Raw genomic sequence first — 14,325 nt, 5'->3', positions numbered from 1 at the left:
GCGATGTACACTCGGTGTGGCGGGCGGCCGGTGACGAGTTCGACAGAAGGTGACGGAACGGTTCGGGGACTCAGTACCGCGAGGGCATGTACGCCATGCCGAGCAGCAGGATGGCCGTGGCGAAACTCACGATGGAGATGCCCCAGAGTCCGTTGACGTGGTCGTGGTACGTGTCGATCTCTGCGGTCTGCCGTTCGTAGACCCCGTAGTCGCTCTCGAGCACGAGCGTGCTGTTGTCAGGGAAGTACGCGAAGTACTGCTGGTCGTTCAGCGTGACGTTGGCCTCGTCGCCGACGTCGATGGTGTTGGTTCGGGGCGCCGTCCACGCGAACGTCGCGCTGTCGTTCGACACGCTGGTCACCGTCGTCGTGTTCCCTTGGTACGGGAGGGAGTCGCCCTCGCTGTACTGGGTCGAGGCCGGTTCGGGGAAGTACTCGCTGGCCGGCGTCAGCGAGCGCTCGTCGCCGCTCTCGCGCACGACGTACTCGGTGCCGTTCACCGTGACGAGTTCGTTGCGAACGGCGGAGTCGTTCTGCAGGATTGCGCTTCGATTGATCGGCTCCTGCAGACTGAACGTAGTGGGGTCTTCGCTCCGTGTGACGAGGACGCGGTAGTCCTCTCCCTGGTAGGTGACGGTGGAGTTGTGCTCCCATGTCTGGGTGTAGCGTGCGGAGTCGTTCGTCCAGGAGACCTGGCCGGAGCGCGTGACACTCGCGGCGCCGCCGTGACCGCCGCCACCACCCTCCATCTCCGCCGAAATCGTCGTGACGGTGTACTGCCGGTTCTCGACCGAGAACTCGTCGCCTTGCGAGAGTCTGTGGTCGGGATTGTCGAACTCGACCGTCGGCGCAGTGGCCGTTGCGATCACCGAGTACGACGCCGCGCCGAGCACGATAAAGAACGCGACGTAGATGGCCGCAGCGCGTCGTTGCATACGTGGGGCCTAGTCCACCCCGCGTATAACGATTACTAACTGTCGACGACGGTTGGGCACGAACGTCACGTCGACGGGTTACGGACGTGACTCTTCGAGCGCCTTTGCGAGCTGGAGCGCCTGTCGGAGGTGGAATCTGGTCTCCTCACCCTCTGCCGATTCGAGCGCCGTCTGCAGTTGCCGTTCGAACGCTTCGACCGGTGCCGGCGCGGCTTCGGCTCCTCGCTCCCCCCTTCCCTCGGTCGCTGATTCGGAGCTCATAGCCGGGTTTTCTCCCCCATCCGGCTTAGGTATCCGGAGCATACTGGGATTCTAAGATCCGGTGAAGACGGATTCCGTCCGTTCGGGATTTCCCGATCGACGCGGATTTCACCCGGTTCAAACCGGCAAAAACGCACCATTAACTGGGTGACACTATCCGTCGATCCAAACTATGACCTTTCGGCCCCACGTACGGTGGGTATGCTCCGGCCGACTCCGACCGCACGGACGCCCAACGCCGACGACCGACCCCTGGCAGGTTGTGAGTGAGCATGCCCGCCGACCGCCGGCAGCTCCTGCGGTACACGGCCGTCGCCCTCGTCGGCGGACTCGCCGGATGTGGCGGCGGGTCGTCCGCGTCCGAAGGCACCAGCGACTCTCCCACGACGTCGTCGACGGGGTCACCCACCGCCACCGCCACCGCCGATCGGTCGGGCGTCGGGACCGAACGCATCGCCGAGGGCTTCACTGCACCGACGGACGTCGTCTTCCCGGCAGGACCCGACCGCCCGTTCGTCGCCGACCAGCCGGGGCAGGTGTACGTCGGCGACGCGACCGATCCGTTCCTCGACCTCTCGGATCGGGTCGTCGACCTCCGGAGTGGCCCCGACGAGCGGGGATTGCTCGGGCTGGCTCTCCACCCCGACTTTCCCGACGACGACCGGCTGTTCGTCCGCTACAGCGCACCACTCCGCGAGTCGGCGCCCCCTGGCTACTCCCACACGTTCGTCCTCTCGGCGTTCCCCGTGGACCCCGACGGGCGATCGGTCGGGAGCGAGCAGGTCGTCCTGGAGATTCCCCAGCCCCAGCCGAACCACAACGCCGGCGCAATCGTCTTCGGCCCCGACGGCTTCCTCTACGTCGGCGTCGGCGACGGTGGAGGCAGCGGCGACGTGGGCCGCGGCCACGCCGAGGACTGGTACGAGCGGGTTCGCGGCGGTAACGGACAGGACGTGACGACGAACCTGCTCGGGAGCGTCCTCCGCATCGACGTCGCGGGCGACCCGTACGCCGTCCCGGAGGACAACCCCCTCGTCGGCCGTGACGGCCTCGACGAACAGTGGGCTTGGGGCTTTCGCAACCCGTGGCGGTTCTCCTTCGACGACGGGGCGCTTCTGGTTGCCGACGTCGGTCAGGCGCGCTACGAGGAGGTGAACCGCGTCGAACGCGGCGGTAACTACGGATGGAACGTTCACGAGGGGACGGCCTGTTTCGACCCGTCGGCACCCCGCGACGAACCCGCGGGCTGTCCGAGTCACACGCTCTCCGGCGCCGACCTCCGCGACCCGGTGGTCGAGTACCCGCATCCCGGCATCGGCGACGGCGACGACCCGACCGGCGTCGCCGCCGTCGGCGGCTACCGATACCGCGGATCGGTAGACGTCCTCGACGGCCGGTACGTCTTCGCCGATTGGCGAGCAGATGGCCAGTTGTTCCTCGCCGATCCCGCCGAGGACGGTCTCTGGCCGCTCTCGACGGTCCCCGTTCGCGACGCGTCGGTCCCCTTCCTCCGTGCGTTCGGCCGCGACTCGGCGGGGGCGCTCTACGTGCTGACGAGCGAGCGTCCGGGCGTCGCCGGGGCGACCGGCACGTGCTACCGGCTGGTGGCGTGATCAGGAGCGAGACCACGCCACGCCACGCCGCGGCGCCGCCGGCGGGCGAGTTCGGCGGGGTCGGTGAGTTCGAGCAGATGGTCGAAACAGCGGCGGGGAGCGGCTCTTCCCCGCCACCCCGTCTCGACGGACTCCTCGTCTGCCGTGAGGTCGATATCGACTTCGTGGACCGGGAGCACGTAGTGGCCCGGTCGGTCACACTCGACACAGCAACCGTCCGCCGCGGGCGCGTCGAGTTCGTCGTCGAAGCGTCGACGTTCGCAGGTCACACGGTAACTCCCGAGGACGGTTCCGGTCACGAGTTCGACCACGGCCCGGTGGAACTTCGACATGCCTTCGCACTCGACACATCTCATCGGCCAGTCGCCCCCTCGATACGGGACCGTCAGTTAAATGGTCGGGACGAACCCTGCCACCTCGCGACGACCGACAGGTTTTGTATCGACCTACCCCTAGACCGGGCGTATGACTTCCGGGATCGTTTTGCTCAACTTCGGTGAGCCGTCAGAGGGGCGTAGAGAGGACGTACTCGACTACCTGGAACGGATCTTCATGGCGAACATGTCGATCGAGGGGGAGACGACCGAGGAGGCGGCCCGGAAGCGCGCCCAGGAACTGGCCAAACGGCGCGCGCCCGGACTCATGGCGGAGTACGACGACATCGGCGGCTCCCCCCTGATCGATCACGCCACCACCCAGGCGACGCTACTGGACGAGGAACTCTCCCGACGCGGGTACGACGTCGAAACCTACCACGGGATGCAGTACACGGACCCCTTCATCACCGACGCGGTGGAGGCGGCCCGCGAGGACGGCGTGGACCACCTGATCGGGCTTCCGATCTACCCGCTCTGTGGCCCCTCGACGACCGTCCAGTCGCTCGACGAACTCGACGAGGCGCTCGACGAGGTCGGGTGGGACGTCCCCGTCGACGGCCTCACCGGGTGGCACAAACACCCCGCGTACACCCGCGCCCGTATCGACAACATCCGCCGCTATCTGGACGAACACGACCTCTCCCTGGGGAACGGGACGCGACTCGTGTTCTCCGCGCACGGCACGCCCCAGTACTACCTCGACGAGGGGAGCCGGTACGAGCAGTACACCGAGGAGTTCTGCGGCGTGGTGGCGACGGCACTCGACGCACCGGACTACGAACTCGGCTACCAGAACCACGAGAACCGCGACGTGGAGTGGACCGAACCCGACGTCGAGGCGGTCATCGAGACGGTCGACGCGGACCGCGTCGTCGTCGAACCGGTGAGCTTCATGCACGAACAGAGCGAGACACTCTCGGAACTCGACATCGAACTCCGCGAGGAGGCCGAAGAACGCGGTCTCGACTTCCATCGTGTCCCCATCCCCTACGACGACGAGCGGTTCGTCGGCGCGCTCGCGGACCTGGTGGAACCGTTCGTCGCCGGCTACGATCCGGAGTACGCCGGCCTCCACCAGTGTGAGTGTCGAGACGAACCGGGGACGATGTGTCTGAACGCGCCTCACGAGGCATGACGGTCGGCATCGTCGGCGCCGGCATCACGGGGCTCGCGCTCGCCCACTACTGCCGGGAGCGCGACGTCGACGCCGTCGCCTTCGAGGCGTCGGCGAAGCCGGGCGGCGTGATCCGATCGGACCGCGTCGACGGGCGCGTCCTCGAACACGGGCCCCAGCGCACCCGCCTGACGCCCGCCATCGAGTCGCTGATCGACGACTGTGGCCTGCGTGGGGACCTGCTGACCGCCGACACCGACCTGCCGCTGTACGTCTACGCCGACGGCCGCCTCCGACAGGTCCCGTTCTCGCCGCGGGCGTTCCTGACGACCGACCTGCTGTCGGCCCGGGGGAAACTCCGGATGCTCGCCGAACCCCTGACCGGGGGCGCCCGCGACGACGAGACGGCCGCCGACTACTTCACCCGAAAGTTCGGGTCGGAGGCCTACCACAACATGATCGAACCGCTGTTCGGCGGCATCTACGGCTCGGACCCCGACGAGATGCCCGGGGAGTACGCCCTGCGGACGATGCGGCGGATGGAGCGCTCGGGGAGTCTCGTCCGGGCCGCCGTCCACCGGCGTCTCGACGGAAAGGAGCGCCAGCCGCCAATCTCCTTCGCCGAGGGGATGGCCCAGCTCCCGCGCGCACTCTACGAGCACAACGCCGACCGGGTGGAACTCGAGACGGCGGTAGAGCACGTCGCGGCCGACGGCACGGGCTACCGTCTCGACACCGAGGACGGGAGCTACGCCGTGGATCGCGTGGTCCTCACCGCGCGGGCGGACGTGACGGCCGGCCTCCTCGACAGTGTCGACCCCGAGAGCGCCAGTGCGCTCCGCCGCCTCTACTACAACCCGCTCGCCTACGTCCACCTCGTCTCCGAAGCCGACCCCGACGGCTTCGGCTACCAGGTGCGCCACGACGAGTCGCTCCGAACCCTCGGCGTGACGTGGAACGCCAGCCTGTTCGACCGCGACGGCGTCTATACCTGCTTCCTCGGCGGGATGAAGCACCCAGGAATGATCGACCGATCCGACGAGGAACTCGGCCGGATCGCCAGCGAGGAGTTCGAGACGGTGATGGGGGTGTCTGCCGAGGCGGTGAACGTCACCCGCCACCCCCGCGGGATGCCCGCCTACGACGGGTCCTGGGCGGCGATGGAAGCGGTCGATCCGCCCGATGGCGTAACCCTGGCGACCAACTACACCGGGCGGATGGGCGTCCCCGCGCGGGTCCGCGAGGCGAGACGGCTGGCCGAGGCGTTCGCGACCGGCGACGAAGGCTCCGCGACAACCGCCGTCGCCGAGGCGTAGTGACCGCTACCGGCTGATCGACTTCGCCGTCTCGACGAACGCTCGCACGGACTCGACCGGCGTGTCGCGGTCGACGCCGTGGCCCAGATTGAGGATGTGTCCGCGCGGCCCCGCGGCGTCGATGACCGCCCGAGTTCGCTCGCGGACGAAGTCGGTGGTGCCGAACAGATACTGCGGATCGAGATTGCCCTGGACCGGCCGGTCCCCGAGTTCGGCCCGGGCCTCGGCCATGTCGACGGTCCAATCCAGCCCGACCACGTCGGCGCCGGTGGCGTCGAGGCTGTCGAGGCGGCCGTTCATGTTGCGGACGAAGACGATGGAGGGAACCGAGAGATCGGACAGAATCTCGCGGTGAAGCGGCAAAACGAACTTGCGGTAGTCCGCGGGCGAGAGCACGCCGGCGTACGTATCGAACAGTTGGACCACGTCGGCGCCGTGGTCGGCCTGATACTCCAGATACTCCCGGACGATGTCCGCGAAGGCCGAGAGGAGGGTGCGAAACGCCTCGGGATGGCGGGCGCGGAAGCGACGAACGGGGCCGTGGTTACGCGAGGTTCCGCCGGCGACGGCGTAGGACGCGAGGGTGAAGGGACCCCCGGCGAAGCCGATGATGGCGGTTTCGTCGCCGACCCGTTCGACCAGGTTGTCGAGGAGTGCCCCGACGAAATCGAGATCGTCGGCCACCGATCCTCGGGGTCGCTCGGCGTCAGCCGGCCCATCGACCGGGTTCTCGACGACGGGACCGACGCCGCTCTCGAGGTGGTAGTCGAACCCCAACGGTTCGAGGACGGTCAGGATGTCGGAGAACATCACCAGGCCGTCGGGTTCGTAGCGGTCCCACGGCAGGAGGGTGATGCGGGTGGCCACCTCCGGCGTCTCGATGGCCTCGCGGAAACTGTAGTCGGCGCGGATCTCCCGGTACTCGGGGATGTGCCGCCCGGCCTGTCGCATCAGCCAGACGGGTGGGCGTTCGGTTCGTTCGCCCCGTGCCGCGCGGACGAGGAGGTGCGTCATGGGGGGTGGTTGGGCCGAGGCCCGCTAAGTATGTCGCATCGATTCCGGCGGTGTTAGAGTGGAGGGGGAGGATCAACGCCACCTCGAGCCCCCGTACGCTCGTCGCCTGCGACTCGCCGTCGTTCGAAAGAGTGCACGTACTCTTTCGTGATGACGAGAGACCGACTGCCTCTCGAACCACGCTCCTCACTGCGTTGCGGTGTCCGCAGCGTCACCGGATCGCCGGTCTGACGACCGTCACCGGAGGCTAGAGGCTTCTGGTTGGCTCACAAGAGCGCTGCTCTCGTGAACGTCTCGGTTGACGAGCGGACTCGTCGGCGTTCAAAAACGACGTTAGCCGAGGAAATACCGAGTCCACGGATACCGTTCGACGAGCGGTTGACCGCTAATTTCGTACTGTTCCACGTAGGCATCGAGTCCAAGAATACGGCCAGCGCCGAATGCGGCGACCGAGAGGAACACGAGCATGTACGCGAAGTCACCGTTGATGTAGCCGTGGGAAATCTCCCAGTTCCCCAGGTAGAACAGCAGCATCATAAATGCGCCCCAGAACGCGGCAAGACGCGTTAGTGCACCGGCCAAGAGGCCCAATCCGATGAGTACCTCTCCCCACGGGACAGCAACATTCACGAAGTCTACGAACCACGCGGTGTTGCCCATCGTAACGAAGAGGTCGGCTACGGGACTCCCGTTGGCCGGCGGTGCGTTCTGCAGGTACCCCGATGCACTGAAGCTCCCGGACAGCACTTTCTCGAAGCCGCTCTGAAAGAACGCCACCCCCATCATGAGACGTAACGCAAGGATGAACCAGATACTCAGCGTATGGAGCCTTCCTTCCGCGGTGAATCCCGCGACCGTGCTCCGAAGTCGTACCTCTTGGGAAGACATCACAGGAGCAAGACGCGGACGAGTGATAAAGGTGTTAGCTATGTTATCGTACTGTGGGTAGTGCTGTGCGCTCCTAACGGTGAATCTACAGCCGACACCGAGCGGCGTTTCGCCACCTGTAGAGACCGTGTCTGGGTTCCGACCGGCCCCCTCGTGTTGAATTTGCGCTCTGTATCGGCCGACTGCGGCCCCTGTTAACTGCGGGTGCCCCGGCGTGAGATATGCTCCCCGTCTTCAGCACAGTCGGTGGAACCGATCACCGAGTGGGGGCTTCGACAGGGACGTTCTTCCTGCTCATCTGAACGCTACCCCGATTCCGGTCGTGTTCAGATACGCAGGCGAAACTGGGAGCACCTCGAACGCTCCCCCTTTCGGTCCCGCCCGGATCGGCTGGCCACTCAGCCGCCGTCGGGTGGGACTGAAAGGGGCGACTCGCTGGAGGAAGGCGGCCGATGCAAGCACGCGAGCGAAGCGAGTGCGCGCAGCGAGGCGGGACGTTCGAGGTGTCTTCAGCGGAAGCGTTCTACGCTGAACACGAGGCCGATTCCCGGGCGACAGTATATGCGCCTCCGTCCCGTAGCGCGCGGCATGAAGCCAACTATACGTAGTCGTGAACGATCCTCCGCACTCGACGTCAGCCTACTCGGCGTCATCGCCGTCATCGTCGGGGGATACGGCCGAAGTCTCTCCGTGCCGGCCGACGCGTCGCCGGATCTGATCCGCTTCTTCTCGGTGTCACCGGATCGAACGTACGCGGCGGTGCTTCCCCAGGACAAGGCGTTGCTCCTCCTGAGTGACCCGTCGACGGGCGAGGCGACCCGGCAGGCGACTCGGACTCCCGGCGCACTCGACGGCGTCTGGACGCTCGTCGCCCTCGTTGGCATCATGCTCCTCCTCGCCGGACCGGCCATCGCCTGGGCGAACCGAGGGGACTGATCAGGCCTCCAGTTCGTCCTCGGCGACCCACTCCTTCGCCCAGTCGCCGATGGCGTCGAACACCGGGCAGAGCGACTCCCCTTTCTCGGTCAGCGAGTAGTACGTCGCAACCGGCGCGTCCTCCTCCAGTCGCCGGTCGACGAAGCCCATCTCTTGCAGGTCGTCGACGACCCGCGAGAGCGTCCGGGAACTCGCGCCCGTCGAGCGCTTGAGTTCGTTGAACCGCTTCTCGCCCTCCTGCAGGTCGTGCAGCACCGCCAGCCGCCACTGGGAGCCGATCTGTTCGAGCGAGTCGATGACGTAACAGGTCTCCTCGTCGCCGCCGGTTCCCGGTCCTCTCGCCATGTGTCGTCCTCGGCGTCCAACGGGTTAGCAGTTACGCTACGAATCAGGTAGCAGAATGTTACCGTGTTAGGCGCCGACCCGGTGACACGGGCGCCACCCGGTAACACCAATGTCAGATAACGTATATATTCGTCGGGGACCTACTGATGGATACGATGATTCGCTCATCCACTGCCGCCGTATCGCACCGCACGCCCACCTCCGTCGGGGTGGTCGCCTGATGGCCTTCGACACCGCCGGCGCGGGCCTGGCCTTCCTCCTCGCCCGCGTCCTGTTCGGCGCCGTCCTGGCCTTCACCGGTCTCAATCACTTCCAGAACGCCGAGAGCATGGTCGGCTACGCGCAGGCCAAGGGGATTCCCATGGCGTCGCTCGGGGTGCCGATCTCCGGTGGCCTCCTCATCGCCGGCGGTCTGGGTATCGTCCTCGGCGTCTACCCGACGCTCGCAGCCGGTGCTCTCGCCGTCTTCCTTGTCGTCGCGACCCCCACGATGCACGACTTCTGGAACGCGCCCGAGGAGCAGTACCAGAACGAGTTCAACAACTTCCTGAAGAACGTCGCCCTCCTCGGCGGCGCTCTCGCCTTCCTCGTCGTCGCGAGTGAGACGTGGCCGCTCGCGGTCAACGTCGGCCTGTGATCGACGGCCACCCGCCGTCCGACTGCCGGTCATCCTCGTATACGACCGATTGAACCCGTTTCTGCGTCCAGAAACGGTCGTCTTGGGGCGTCTTAGCCGTCATCTCTGTTTTGTGACAACGGCTGTACCGTACCGATCCATCATCGACACAGCGCCGGGAAATCCGGGAGCCAGGCAGTGGGGAAACCGGCACTCGGGGCGAGCGAGGGACCACTCACGGTCCGGCGTCTCGCGAGTGTGTCCGCCGGTGGATTCGCCGACGTTCTCGTGATGGGTTCTTCGTCTCCGGCGTCGCCCCGCTCCCGTTCGTCGTCACCGGTATCCTCTCGCTCCTCGGTATCTGCGCGGTGCGAACGGCCGGCGAGCGGCGCGTCCGGCCCGCTCCCGCCGTTCGGCCGATACTGCGTCGAGCCGAGTTTTTATCATCGCTGGCTCCCTCATCGGAAATAATGAACTCCGACTGGGGACGCCGCCTCACGACCGGAACGCTCGTGGGGATGGTCGTGGCGGCGCGGCCGGCCGCGGGACACGTCGACTACGTTACGGAGGGTGGTGACGGGGGGCCGGGCGTCGTCGACTTCCTGACGGCCGTGTTCTCGAACCCGCTCAACCTCGTCCTCCTCGGCGCCGGTGGGGTGGGCGTGGCCGTGGCGACGGCGGGCTGGCTCAGGTACGGCGACCACCTGAAGGACGTGACTGTGATGCGACGTACGCTGCGGTCGTACCAGCCGTACCTCGGCTGGCTGTTACGTCTCGCCACCGGGCTTCCGCTCATGGGCGCCGGCTTCGGTGGCTACTTCTTCTCTCCCGCCGTCCCCGTCGAGGCGCGCCTCGTCCAGATTTCGCTCGCCTTCCTCCTCCTGTTCGGGCTGGCGACGCGGCTCGCGGCGGCCGCGGGACTCGTCACCTACGCCGTCGGCCTGGCGACGCACTTCCCGACGCTCCTGCTCAGTTCCGAGTACGTCGCCGGCTTTCTGGGTATCCTCCTCGTCGGTCCCGGTCAGCCGAGTGCCGACCTCCTCTTTCGGCGACTGGTTCTCACCGACGGCACGATAGCCAGCCGGTTCCGGGACGTGACGACGCCGAACGACCTCCTCGCGCGGGTCGGCGTCGAGAAGGACGCCGCGCCCCTGCTCGTCCGCCTCTTCCTCGGATTCAACTTCGCCTACCTCGGCGTGACCGAGAAGTGGCTGAACCCCGGACGGGCGCTTCGGGTCGTCGAAAAGTACCAGCTCTCGGCCGTCCTTCCCGTCGCTCCCGAGATGTGGGTGTTCGGTGCGGGCCTCGGCGAACTCGTCGTCGGGCTCTGTCTCCTGACCGGCACCTTCACGCGGAGTGCGGCCGGGGCGGGCTTTCTCATCCTCACGACCACCCTCTTTGGCCTCCCCGACGACCCGGTACTCGCCCACGTCACGCTCTTCGGTCTCACCTCCGCCCTCCTCATCACCGGCAGCGGTCCCGTCGCGCTGGACCGGTCGGTGATCCCCGCGCTCCGAGCGCGCTTCGGCACCACTCCGCCGACCGACGTCGACGCAGCCTCCCCGGCCGACTGAGCGGCTCCCGGTCGGCGATTATCAGACGTTGTACTGGGAGGAGTGCGGTTAAGATAACCGATCAGCTATCGGCGCACAGGTATGGGCATTCCCATTCTGGATCGCGTGCGAGAGCGCTACGGGCTGAAGCTGGCCGCCGCGTTCGTGGCCGCGCTCCTGTTGACGGTTGCGGTCGGTGCGGTGGTGAGCGCCGATGCATCCGCGCAGTTGCGGGATGACGTCGAGCGAAACATGGTCGATACGTCCGAACAGCGAGCGGAGCGGCTCGACGCCTGGCTGTCGGGGGTGACGACACAGGCCCGGGTCGCCGCCGACCATCCGGCACTCCGAAGCGACGACCGGTCGACGGTGACTGCCTATCTCGACGAACTCGCGAGCGACGAGCGAGCGCCCGACGGCGTCGTCGCCGTCCACTACGTCGACGCCGACACCGGCGAACTGGTGACGAGTTCCAACGACCGGATGATCGGCGTGGACGCACGCTCGCAGGGCGCCCCGTTCGCTCAGGAGAGCGTCTCGTTCTCCGGATCGGAGGACGTCCTCGTCACGGACCCCTTCCGACCCGACGTGGTCGATTTCACGACCATCGCCGTCGCGACACCCGTCGACGGTCGGTCGGACCGACTGCTGGTCTACATGGTCAATTTCGAACGGCAGGTGAGTGGGTTCGCCCAGCAGACCGAACACAGCGAGACCATCGTCGTGGGTGAGGGCGGGACGATCATCGCACACCCCAATACGGAGCTGATCGGGTCCGCGGTGGCGGAGCTATCGACGGTGATTCCCGAGACGGCGTTCGAGGGCGCGACGTTCGCCCGAGAGAGCGACGAGGCCGTCGCCGCCGCGCCGATGGAGACTACCGACTGGGCAGTCGTCGTCTCTCAGCCCACGGCGGAGGCCTTCGCCGTCCAGAAACAGATCGTCTCGGGCATCGTCGGACTCCTCCTCGTGGCCGTCGTCTCGCTCTCCCTGATCGGCGTCACCATCGGCAGTCGGACCACACTGTCGCTGCGTCGGCTCTCGGGGAAGGCCGAGGCGATGGCGACGGGGGACCTCGACGTCGACCTGACGACCGGTCGCACCGACGAAATCGGTCAGCTCTACTGGTCGTTCGGGCAGATGCGTGACTCGCTCCAGGACCGCATCGACGAGGTCGAGGACGCCCTGGACGAGGCGGAACAAGCCCGCGCCGAAGCCGAGACGGCCCGCGCCGAGGCGACCCGGACGAACGAACGCCTCGAACGCACGGCCGAGACCTACGGCCAGGTGATGCAAGACGTGGCCGACGGCGACCTCACTCGCCGCATCGACGTGAACGACTCGAACGACGCGATGGCCACCATCGGCACCGCGTTCAACGACATGGTGTCCGCCATCGAGTCGACGATCCGGGAGGTCAAAACCTTCGGCGCCGAGGTGGCCACCGCCGCCGAGGCGGTCGACCAGAACGCGGTGGAGGTCAAGGCCGCGAGCGAGGATATGAACGAGTCGGTCGCGGAAATCGCCGACGGCGCACGAACCCAGACCGAGAGCCTCCAGGACATGACGGGCGAGGTGAACGACCTCTCGGCCAGCGCCGAGGAGATCGCCGCCACCGTCGACACGGTCGCGGACACCTCGGAACGCGCCGCGGAGGCGGGTGCCGACGGTCGGGCCGCCGCGGAAGCGGCCGTCGAGGAACTCGACGGGATCGAGGAGACGACCGAGGAGACCCAGACGGAAGTCGAGGCGCTCAACGAGGAGATGGCCGAAATCGGCGAAATCGTCGACGTCATCACCGATATCGCCGAGCAGACGAACCTGCTCGCGCTCAACGCCTCGATCGAGGCTGCCCACGCCAACGGCGAGACTGGCGACGCCGACGGCTTCGCGGTCGTCGCCGACGAGGTGAAGAACCTCGCCGAAGAGACCAAGGAGTCCGCGGGCGAAATCGAAGCGCGCATCGAGTCGGTCCGCTCGCGGACCGAACAGGTCGTCTCCGGCACCCAGGAGACGGGCCAGCGCGTCGCCGAGGGCGTCGAGACCGTCGAGGGTGCCATCGACGCTCTGGAACAGATCGCCGACTACGTCGAGGAGATCGACACCAGCATCCAGGGTATCGCGGACGCCACCGACGGCCAGGCCGACTCCACCGAGCGGGTGGTCGAGAGCCTCGACGAGGTGGCGGCGATCAGCAAGCAGACCGCCGAGGAGGCGACCGGCGTGACCGACACCGCCAGCCGGCAGGAGCGGACCCTCGCCGAAGTCGACGACGCGGCGGACGAACTGACGCGCCGAGCCGAGCGCCTGCGCGAACAGCTCGCCGACTTCGAGGTCGAGTCGTCGGGACCGGGCGCGACGGCGGCCGGCGGTCGGTCGACCAGTGCGCTCGGTGACGGCGGCTACGAGGAGGGAGGACGCTAATCATGGTTGGAACGACGACGTGGGCGGCTCTCGGCGCGGTCGGCATGGCACTCGGTACGCTCCCGCCGCTGTGGGGGCTGGGGAACGACCCCGACCGACGCAACCACTACCTCGCGCTCGTGGGCGTGACCGGCATCGCGGCCGTGGCCTACACGCTGATGGCGCTTCGGATCGGTGACCTCACGGTTTCCGGTCGAATCGTCTCCCTCCCCCGATACGTGGACTGGCTGCTCACGACTCCGCTCATCCTCCTTTTCCTCTCGATGCTGGGGAACACCGGCCGCGGATCGCTCGCTCGGCTCGTCGTCGCCGACGTGACGCTACTCGTCCTCGGCGCCGTCGCCGTCGTCATCCCCGGGACCGTCCGGTGGCTGGCGTTTGCCGGCGGCCTCGCCGCGTTCGGCGTGCTGGTGTACGAACTCTACGCACGCATCCCCCGGACGGCGTCGTTCTCGAACGAGCGGGCGCGTATCCTCTTCGTCACGCTCCGCAACCTGACTATCGCACTCTGGACGCTCTACCCCGTCGTCTGGGTGCTGGCGCCGTCCGGCATCGGCCTGCTCACCCGCGACATGACGATGCTCGTCGTCGCGTACCTCGATCTGATCAGCAAGGCGGCGTTCGTCGCGCTGGCCGTCGACGGGATGGACGCCCTCGCCGACGCCGACGGGGCCGCCGACGCCGGCGCCGTCACGGTCGAACCGGGGCCGGACTCCGACCCCCAGACTGCCGACTGAGCCCGTTCCCGTGACCGCCGAGGAGACACCCCCGCTCGCGGTATGACCGATATGCCTGCCCGGTCGTCGATTCCGGTGCCCCTCAACGACGACGGGGTTGCACGGCCGGCCGCCACGCACCTGGAACGGACCGACGACCGCCTGTCGATCCGCACGGTAGCGACCGCCCCGCCGTCCTCGCCGGTGCCGACTCGCCA

Annotated in this window: 14 protein-coding genes; 8 read left to right on the top strand and 6 right to left on the bottom strand. The window is 67.2% G+C overall.

Annotation, left to right across the window (positions count from 1 at the left end):
- Window positions 1-70: 70 nt before the first annotated feature.
- Together V8686_RS02450 and V8686_RS02445 are read right to left on the bottom strand one after the other, a co-directional pair.
- A complete protein-coding gene (locus V8686_RS02450) occupies window positions 71-934 on the bottom strand; it encodes a hypothetical protein (RefSeq protein WP_379702387.1) in 864 nt (287 codons plus the stop codon).
- A gap of 78 nt (window positions 935-1,012) precedes the next feature.
- A complete protein-coding gene (locus V8686_RS02445) occupies window positions 1,013-1,195 on the bottom strand; it encodes a hypothetical protein (RefSeq protein ID WP_379702386.1) in 183 nt (60 codons plus the stop codon).
- Between the two features lie 272 nt (window positions 1,196-1,467).
- Between V8686_RS02445 and V8686_RS02440 the strand changes: the two genes are divergently transcribed.
- The gene (locus V8686_RS02440) at window positions 1,468-2,808 is read left to right on the top strand and encodes a PQQ-dependent sugar dehydrogenase (RefSeq protein ID WP_379702385.1); all 1,341 of its coding nucleotides are present in this window, start codon (window positions 1,468-1,470) and stop codon (window positions 2,806-2,808) included.
- Here V8686_RS02440 and V8686_RS02435 read toward each other — a convergent pair.
- On the bottom strand, window positions 2,790-3,140 hold the full coding sequence (locus V8686_RS02435) for a hypothetical protein (protein ID WP_379702384.1): 351 nt from the start codon (window positions 3,138-3,140) through the stop codon (window positions 2,790-2,792). The genes V8686_RS02440 and V8686_RS02435 overlap by 19 nt on opposite strands.
- A gap of 133 nt (window positions 3,141-3,273) precedes the next feature.
- On the opposite strand from V8686_RS02435, the gene hemH reads away from it, so the two are divergent.
- Window positions 3,274-4,320, top strand: a complete 1,047-nt coding sequence (hemH, locus tag V8686_RS02430) for a ferrochelatase (protein WP_379702383.1) — start codon at window positions 3,274-3,276, stop codon at window positions 4,318-4,320.
- Complete coding sequence (gene hemG / locus V8686_RS02425) at window positions 4,317-5,615, top strand: protoporphyrinogen oxidase (protein ID WP_379702382.1); 1,299 nt, start codon at window positions 4,317-4,319, stop codon at window positions 5,613-5,615. The genes hemH and hemG overlap by 4 nt, the downstream gene beginning before the upstream one ends.
- 6 nt (window positions 5,616-5,621) lie before the next feature.
- On the opposite strand, the gene hemE is transcribed toward hemG, so the two are convergent.
- Together hemE and V8686_RS02415 are read right to left on the bottom strand one after the other, a co-directional pair.
- Window positions 5,622-6,629 carry a uroporphyrinogen decarboxylase gene (gene hemE / locus V8686_RS02420; RefSeq protein ID WP_379702381.1) on the bottom strand — a complete coding sequence of 336 codons (1,008 nt, stop codon included), beginning with the start codon at window positions 6,627-6,629 and terminating at the stop codon, window positions 5,622-5,624.
- Window positions 6,630-6,962: 333 nt separating this feature from the next.
- Entirely contained in the window at window positions 6,963-7,517 is a 555-nt protein-coding gene (locus tag V8686_RS02415) for a DoxX family protein (RefSeq protein ID WP_379702380.1), read from the bottom strand.
- A 588-nt stretch (window positions 7,518-8,105) separates the two neighbouring features.
- Between V8686_RS02415 and V8686_RS02410 the strand changes: the two genes are divergently transcribed.
- Entirely contained in the window at window positions 8,106-8,453 is a 348-nt protein-coding gene (locus V8686_RS02410) for a hypothetical protein (RefSeq protein WP_379702379.1), read from the top strand.
- Here V8686_RS02410 and V8686_RS02405 read toward each other — a convergent pair whose 3' ends face one another.
- Window positions 8,454-8,798: a winged helix-turn-helix transcriptional regulator gene (locus V8686_RS02405; protein WP_379702378.1), complete on the bottom strand. Its 345-nt coding sequence runs from the start codon at window positions 8,796-8,798 to the stop codon at window positions 8,454-8,456.
- A 220-nt stretch (window positions 8,799-9,018) separates the two neighbouring features.
- Between V8686_RS02405 and V8686_RS02400 the strand changes: the two genes are divergently transcribed.
- From V8686_RS02400 to V8686_RS02385, 4 genes are all read left to right on the top strand, one after another.
- A complete protein-coding gene (locus V8686_RS02400; RefSeq protein ID WP_379702377.1) occupies window positions 9,019-9,435 on the top strand; it encodes a DoxX family protein in 417 nt (138 codons plus the stop codon).
- 449 nt (window positions 9,436-9,884) lie between these two features.
- A complete protein-coding gene (locus V8686_RS02395; protein ID WP_379702376.1) occupies window positions 9,885-10,988 on the top strand; it encodes a DoxX family protein in 1,104 nt (367 codons plus the stop codon).
- 81 nt (window positions 10,989-11,069) lie between these two features.
- Window positions 11,070-13,391, top strand: coding sequence for a methyl-accepting chemotaxis protein (locus V8686_RS02390; RefSeq protein ID WP_379702375.1), 2,322 nt, complete (start codon window positions 11,070-11,072; stop codon window positions 13,389-13,391).
- 2 nt (window positions 13,392-13,393) lie between these two features.
- Window positions 13,394-14,128 (top strand): bacteriorhodopsin, encoded by a 735-nt coding sequence (locus V8686_RS02385; protein WP_379702374.1) that lies wholly within the window; start codon window positions 13,394-13,396, stop codon window positions 14,126-14,128.
- The last annotated feature ends 197 nt before the right edge of the window (window positions 14,129-14,325 follow it).

Source organism: Haloplanus litoreus (assembly GCF_045690335.1).
Lineage (GTDB): Archaea > Halobacteriota > Halobacteria > Halobacteriales > Haloferacaceae > Haloplanus > Haloplanus litoreus.
The sequence above is the reverse complement of the archived record's forward strand: the minus strand, read 5'-3'. Positions and strand labels throughout refer to the sequence as shown.

Bases quoted from the DNA above. Each gene is read 5' to 3' on its own strand.
- V8686_RS02445 (WP_379702386.1), bottom strand. From the start codon at position 1,195: ATGAGCTCCGAATCAGCGACCGAGGGAAGGGGGGAGCGAGGAGCCGAA.
- V8686_RS02415 (WP_379702380.1), bottom strand. From the start codon at position 7,517: ATGTCTTCCCAAGAGGTACGACTTCGGAGCACGGTCGCGGGATTCACC.
- hemG (WP_379702382.1), top strand. From the start codon at position 4,317: ATGACGGTCGGCATCGTCGGCGCCGGCATCACGGGGCTCGCGCTCGCC.
- V8686_RS02390 (WP_379702375.1), top strand. From the start codon at position 11,070: ATGGGCATTCCCATTCTGGATCGCGTGCGAGAGCGCTACGGGCTGAAG.
- V8686_RS02395 (WP_379702376.1), top strand. From the start codon at position 9,885: ATGAACTCCGACTGGGGACGCCGCCTCACGACCGGAACGCTCGTGGGG.
- hemH (WP_379702383.1), top strand. From the start codon at position 3,274: ATGACTTCCGGGATCGTTTTGCTCAACTTCGGTGAGCCGTCAGAGGGG.
- V8686_RS02385 (WP_379702374.1), top strand. From the start codon at position 13,394: ATGGTTGGAACGACGACGTGGGCGGCTCTCGGCGCGGTCGGCATGGCA.
- V8686_RS02400 (WP_379702377.1), top strand. From the start codon at position 9,019: ATGGCCTTCGACACCGCCGGCGCGGGCCTGGCCTTCCTCCTCGCCCGC.
- V8686_RS02450 (WP_379702387.1), bottom strand. From the start codon at position 934: ATGCAACGACGCGCTGCGGCCATCTACGTCGCGTTCTTTATCGTGCTC.
- V8686_RS02435 (WP_379702384.1), bottom strand. From the start codon at position 3,140: ATGTCGAAGTTCCACCGGGCCGTGGTCGAACTCGTGACCGGAACCGTC.
- V8686_RS02440 (WP_379702385.1), top strand. From the start codon at position 1,468: ATGCCCGCCGACCGCCGGCAGCTCCTGCGGTACACGGCCGTCGCCCTC.
- V8686_RS02405 (WP_379702378.1), bottom strand. From the start codon at position 8,798: ATGGCGAGAGGACCGGGAACCGGCGGCGACGAGGAGACCTGTTACGTC.
- hemE (WP_379702381.1), bottom strand. From the start codon at position 6,629: ATGACGCACCTCCTCGTCCGCGCGGCACGGGGCGAACGAACCGAACGC.
- V8686_RS02410 (WP_379702379.1), top strand. From the start codon at position 8,106: ATGAAGCCAACTATACGTAGTCGTGAACGATCCTCCGCACTCGACGTC.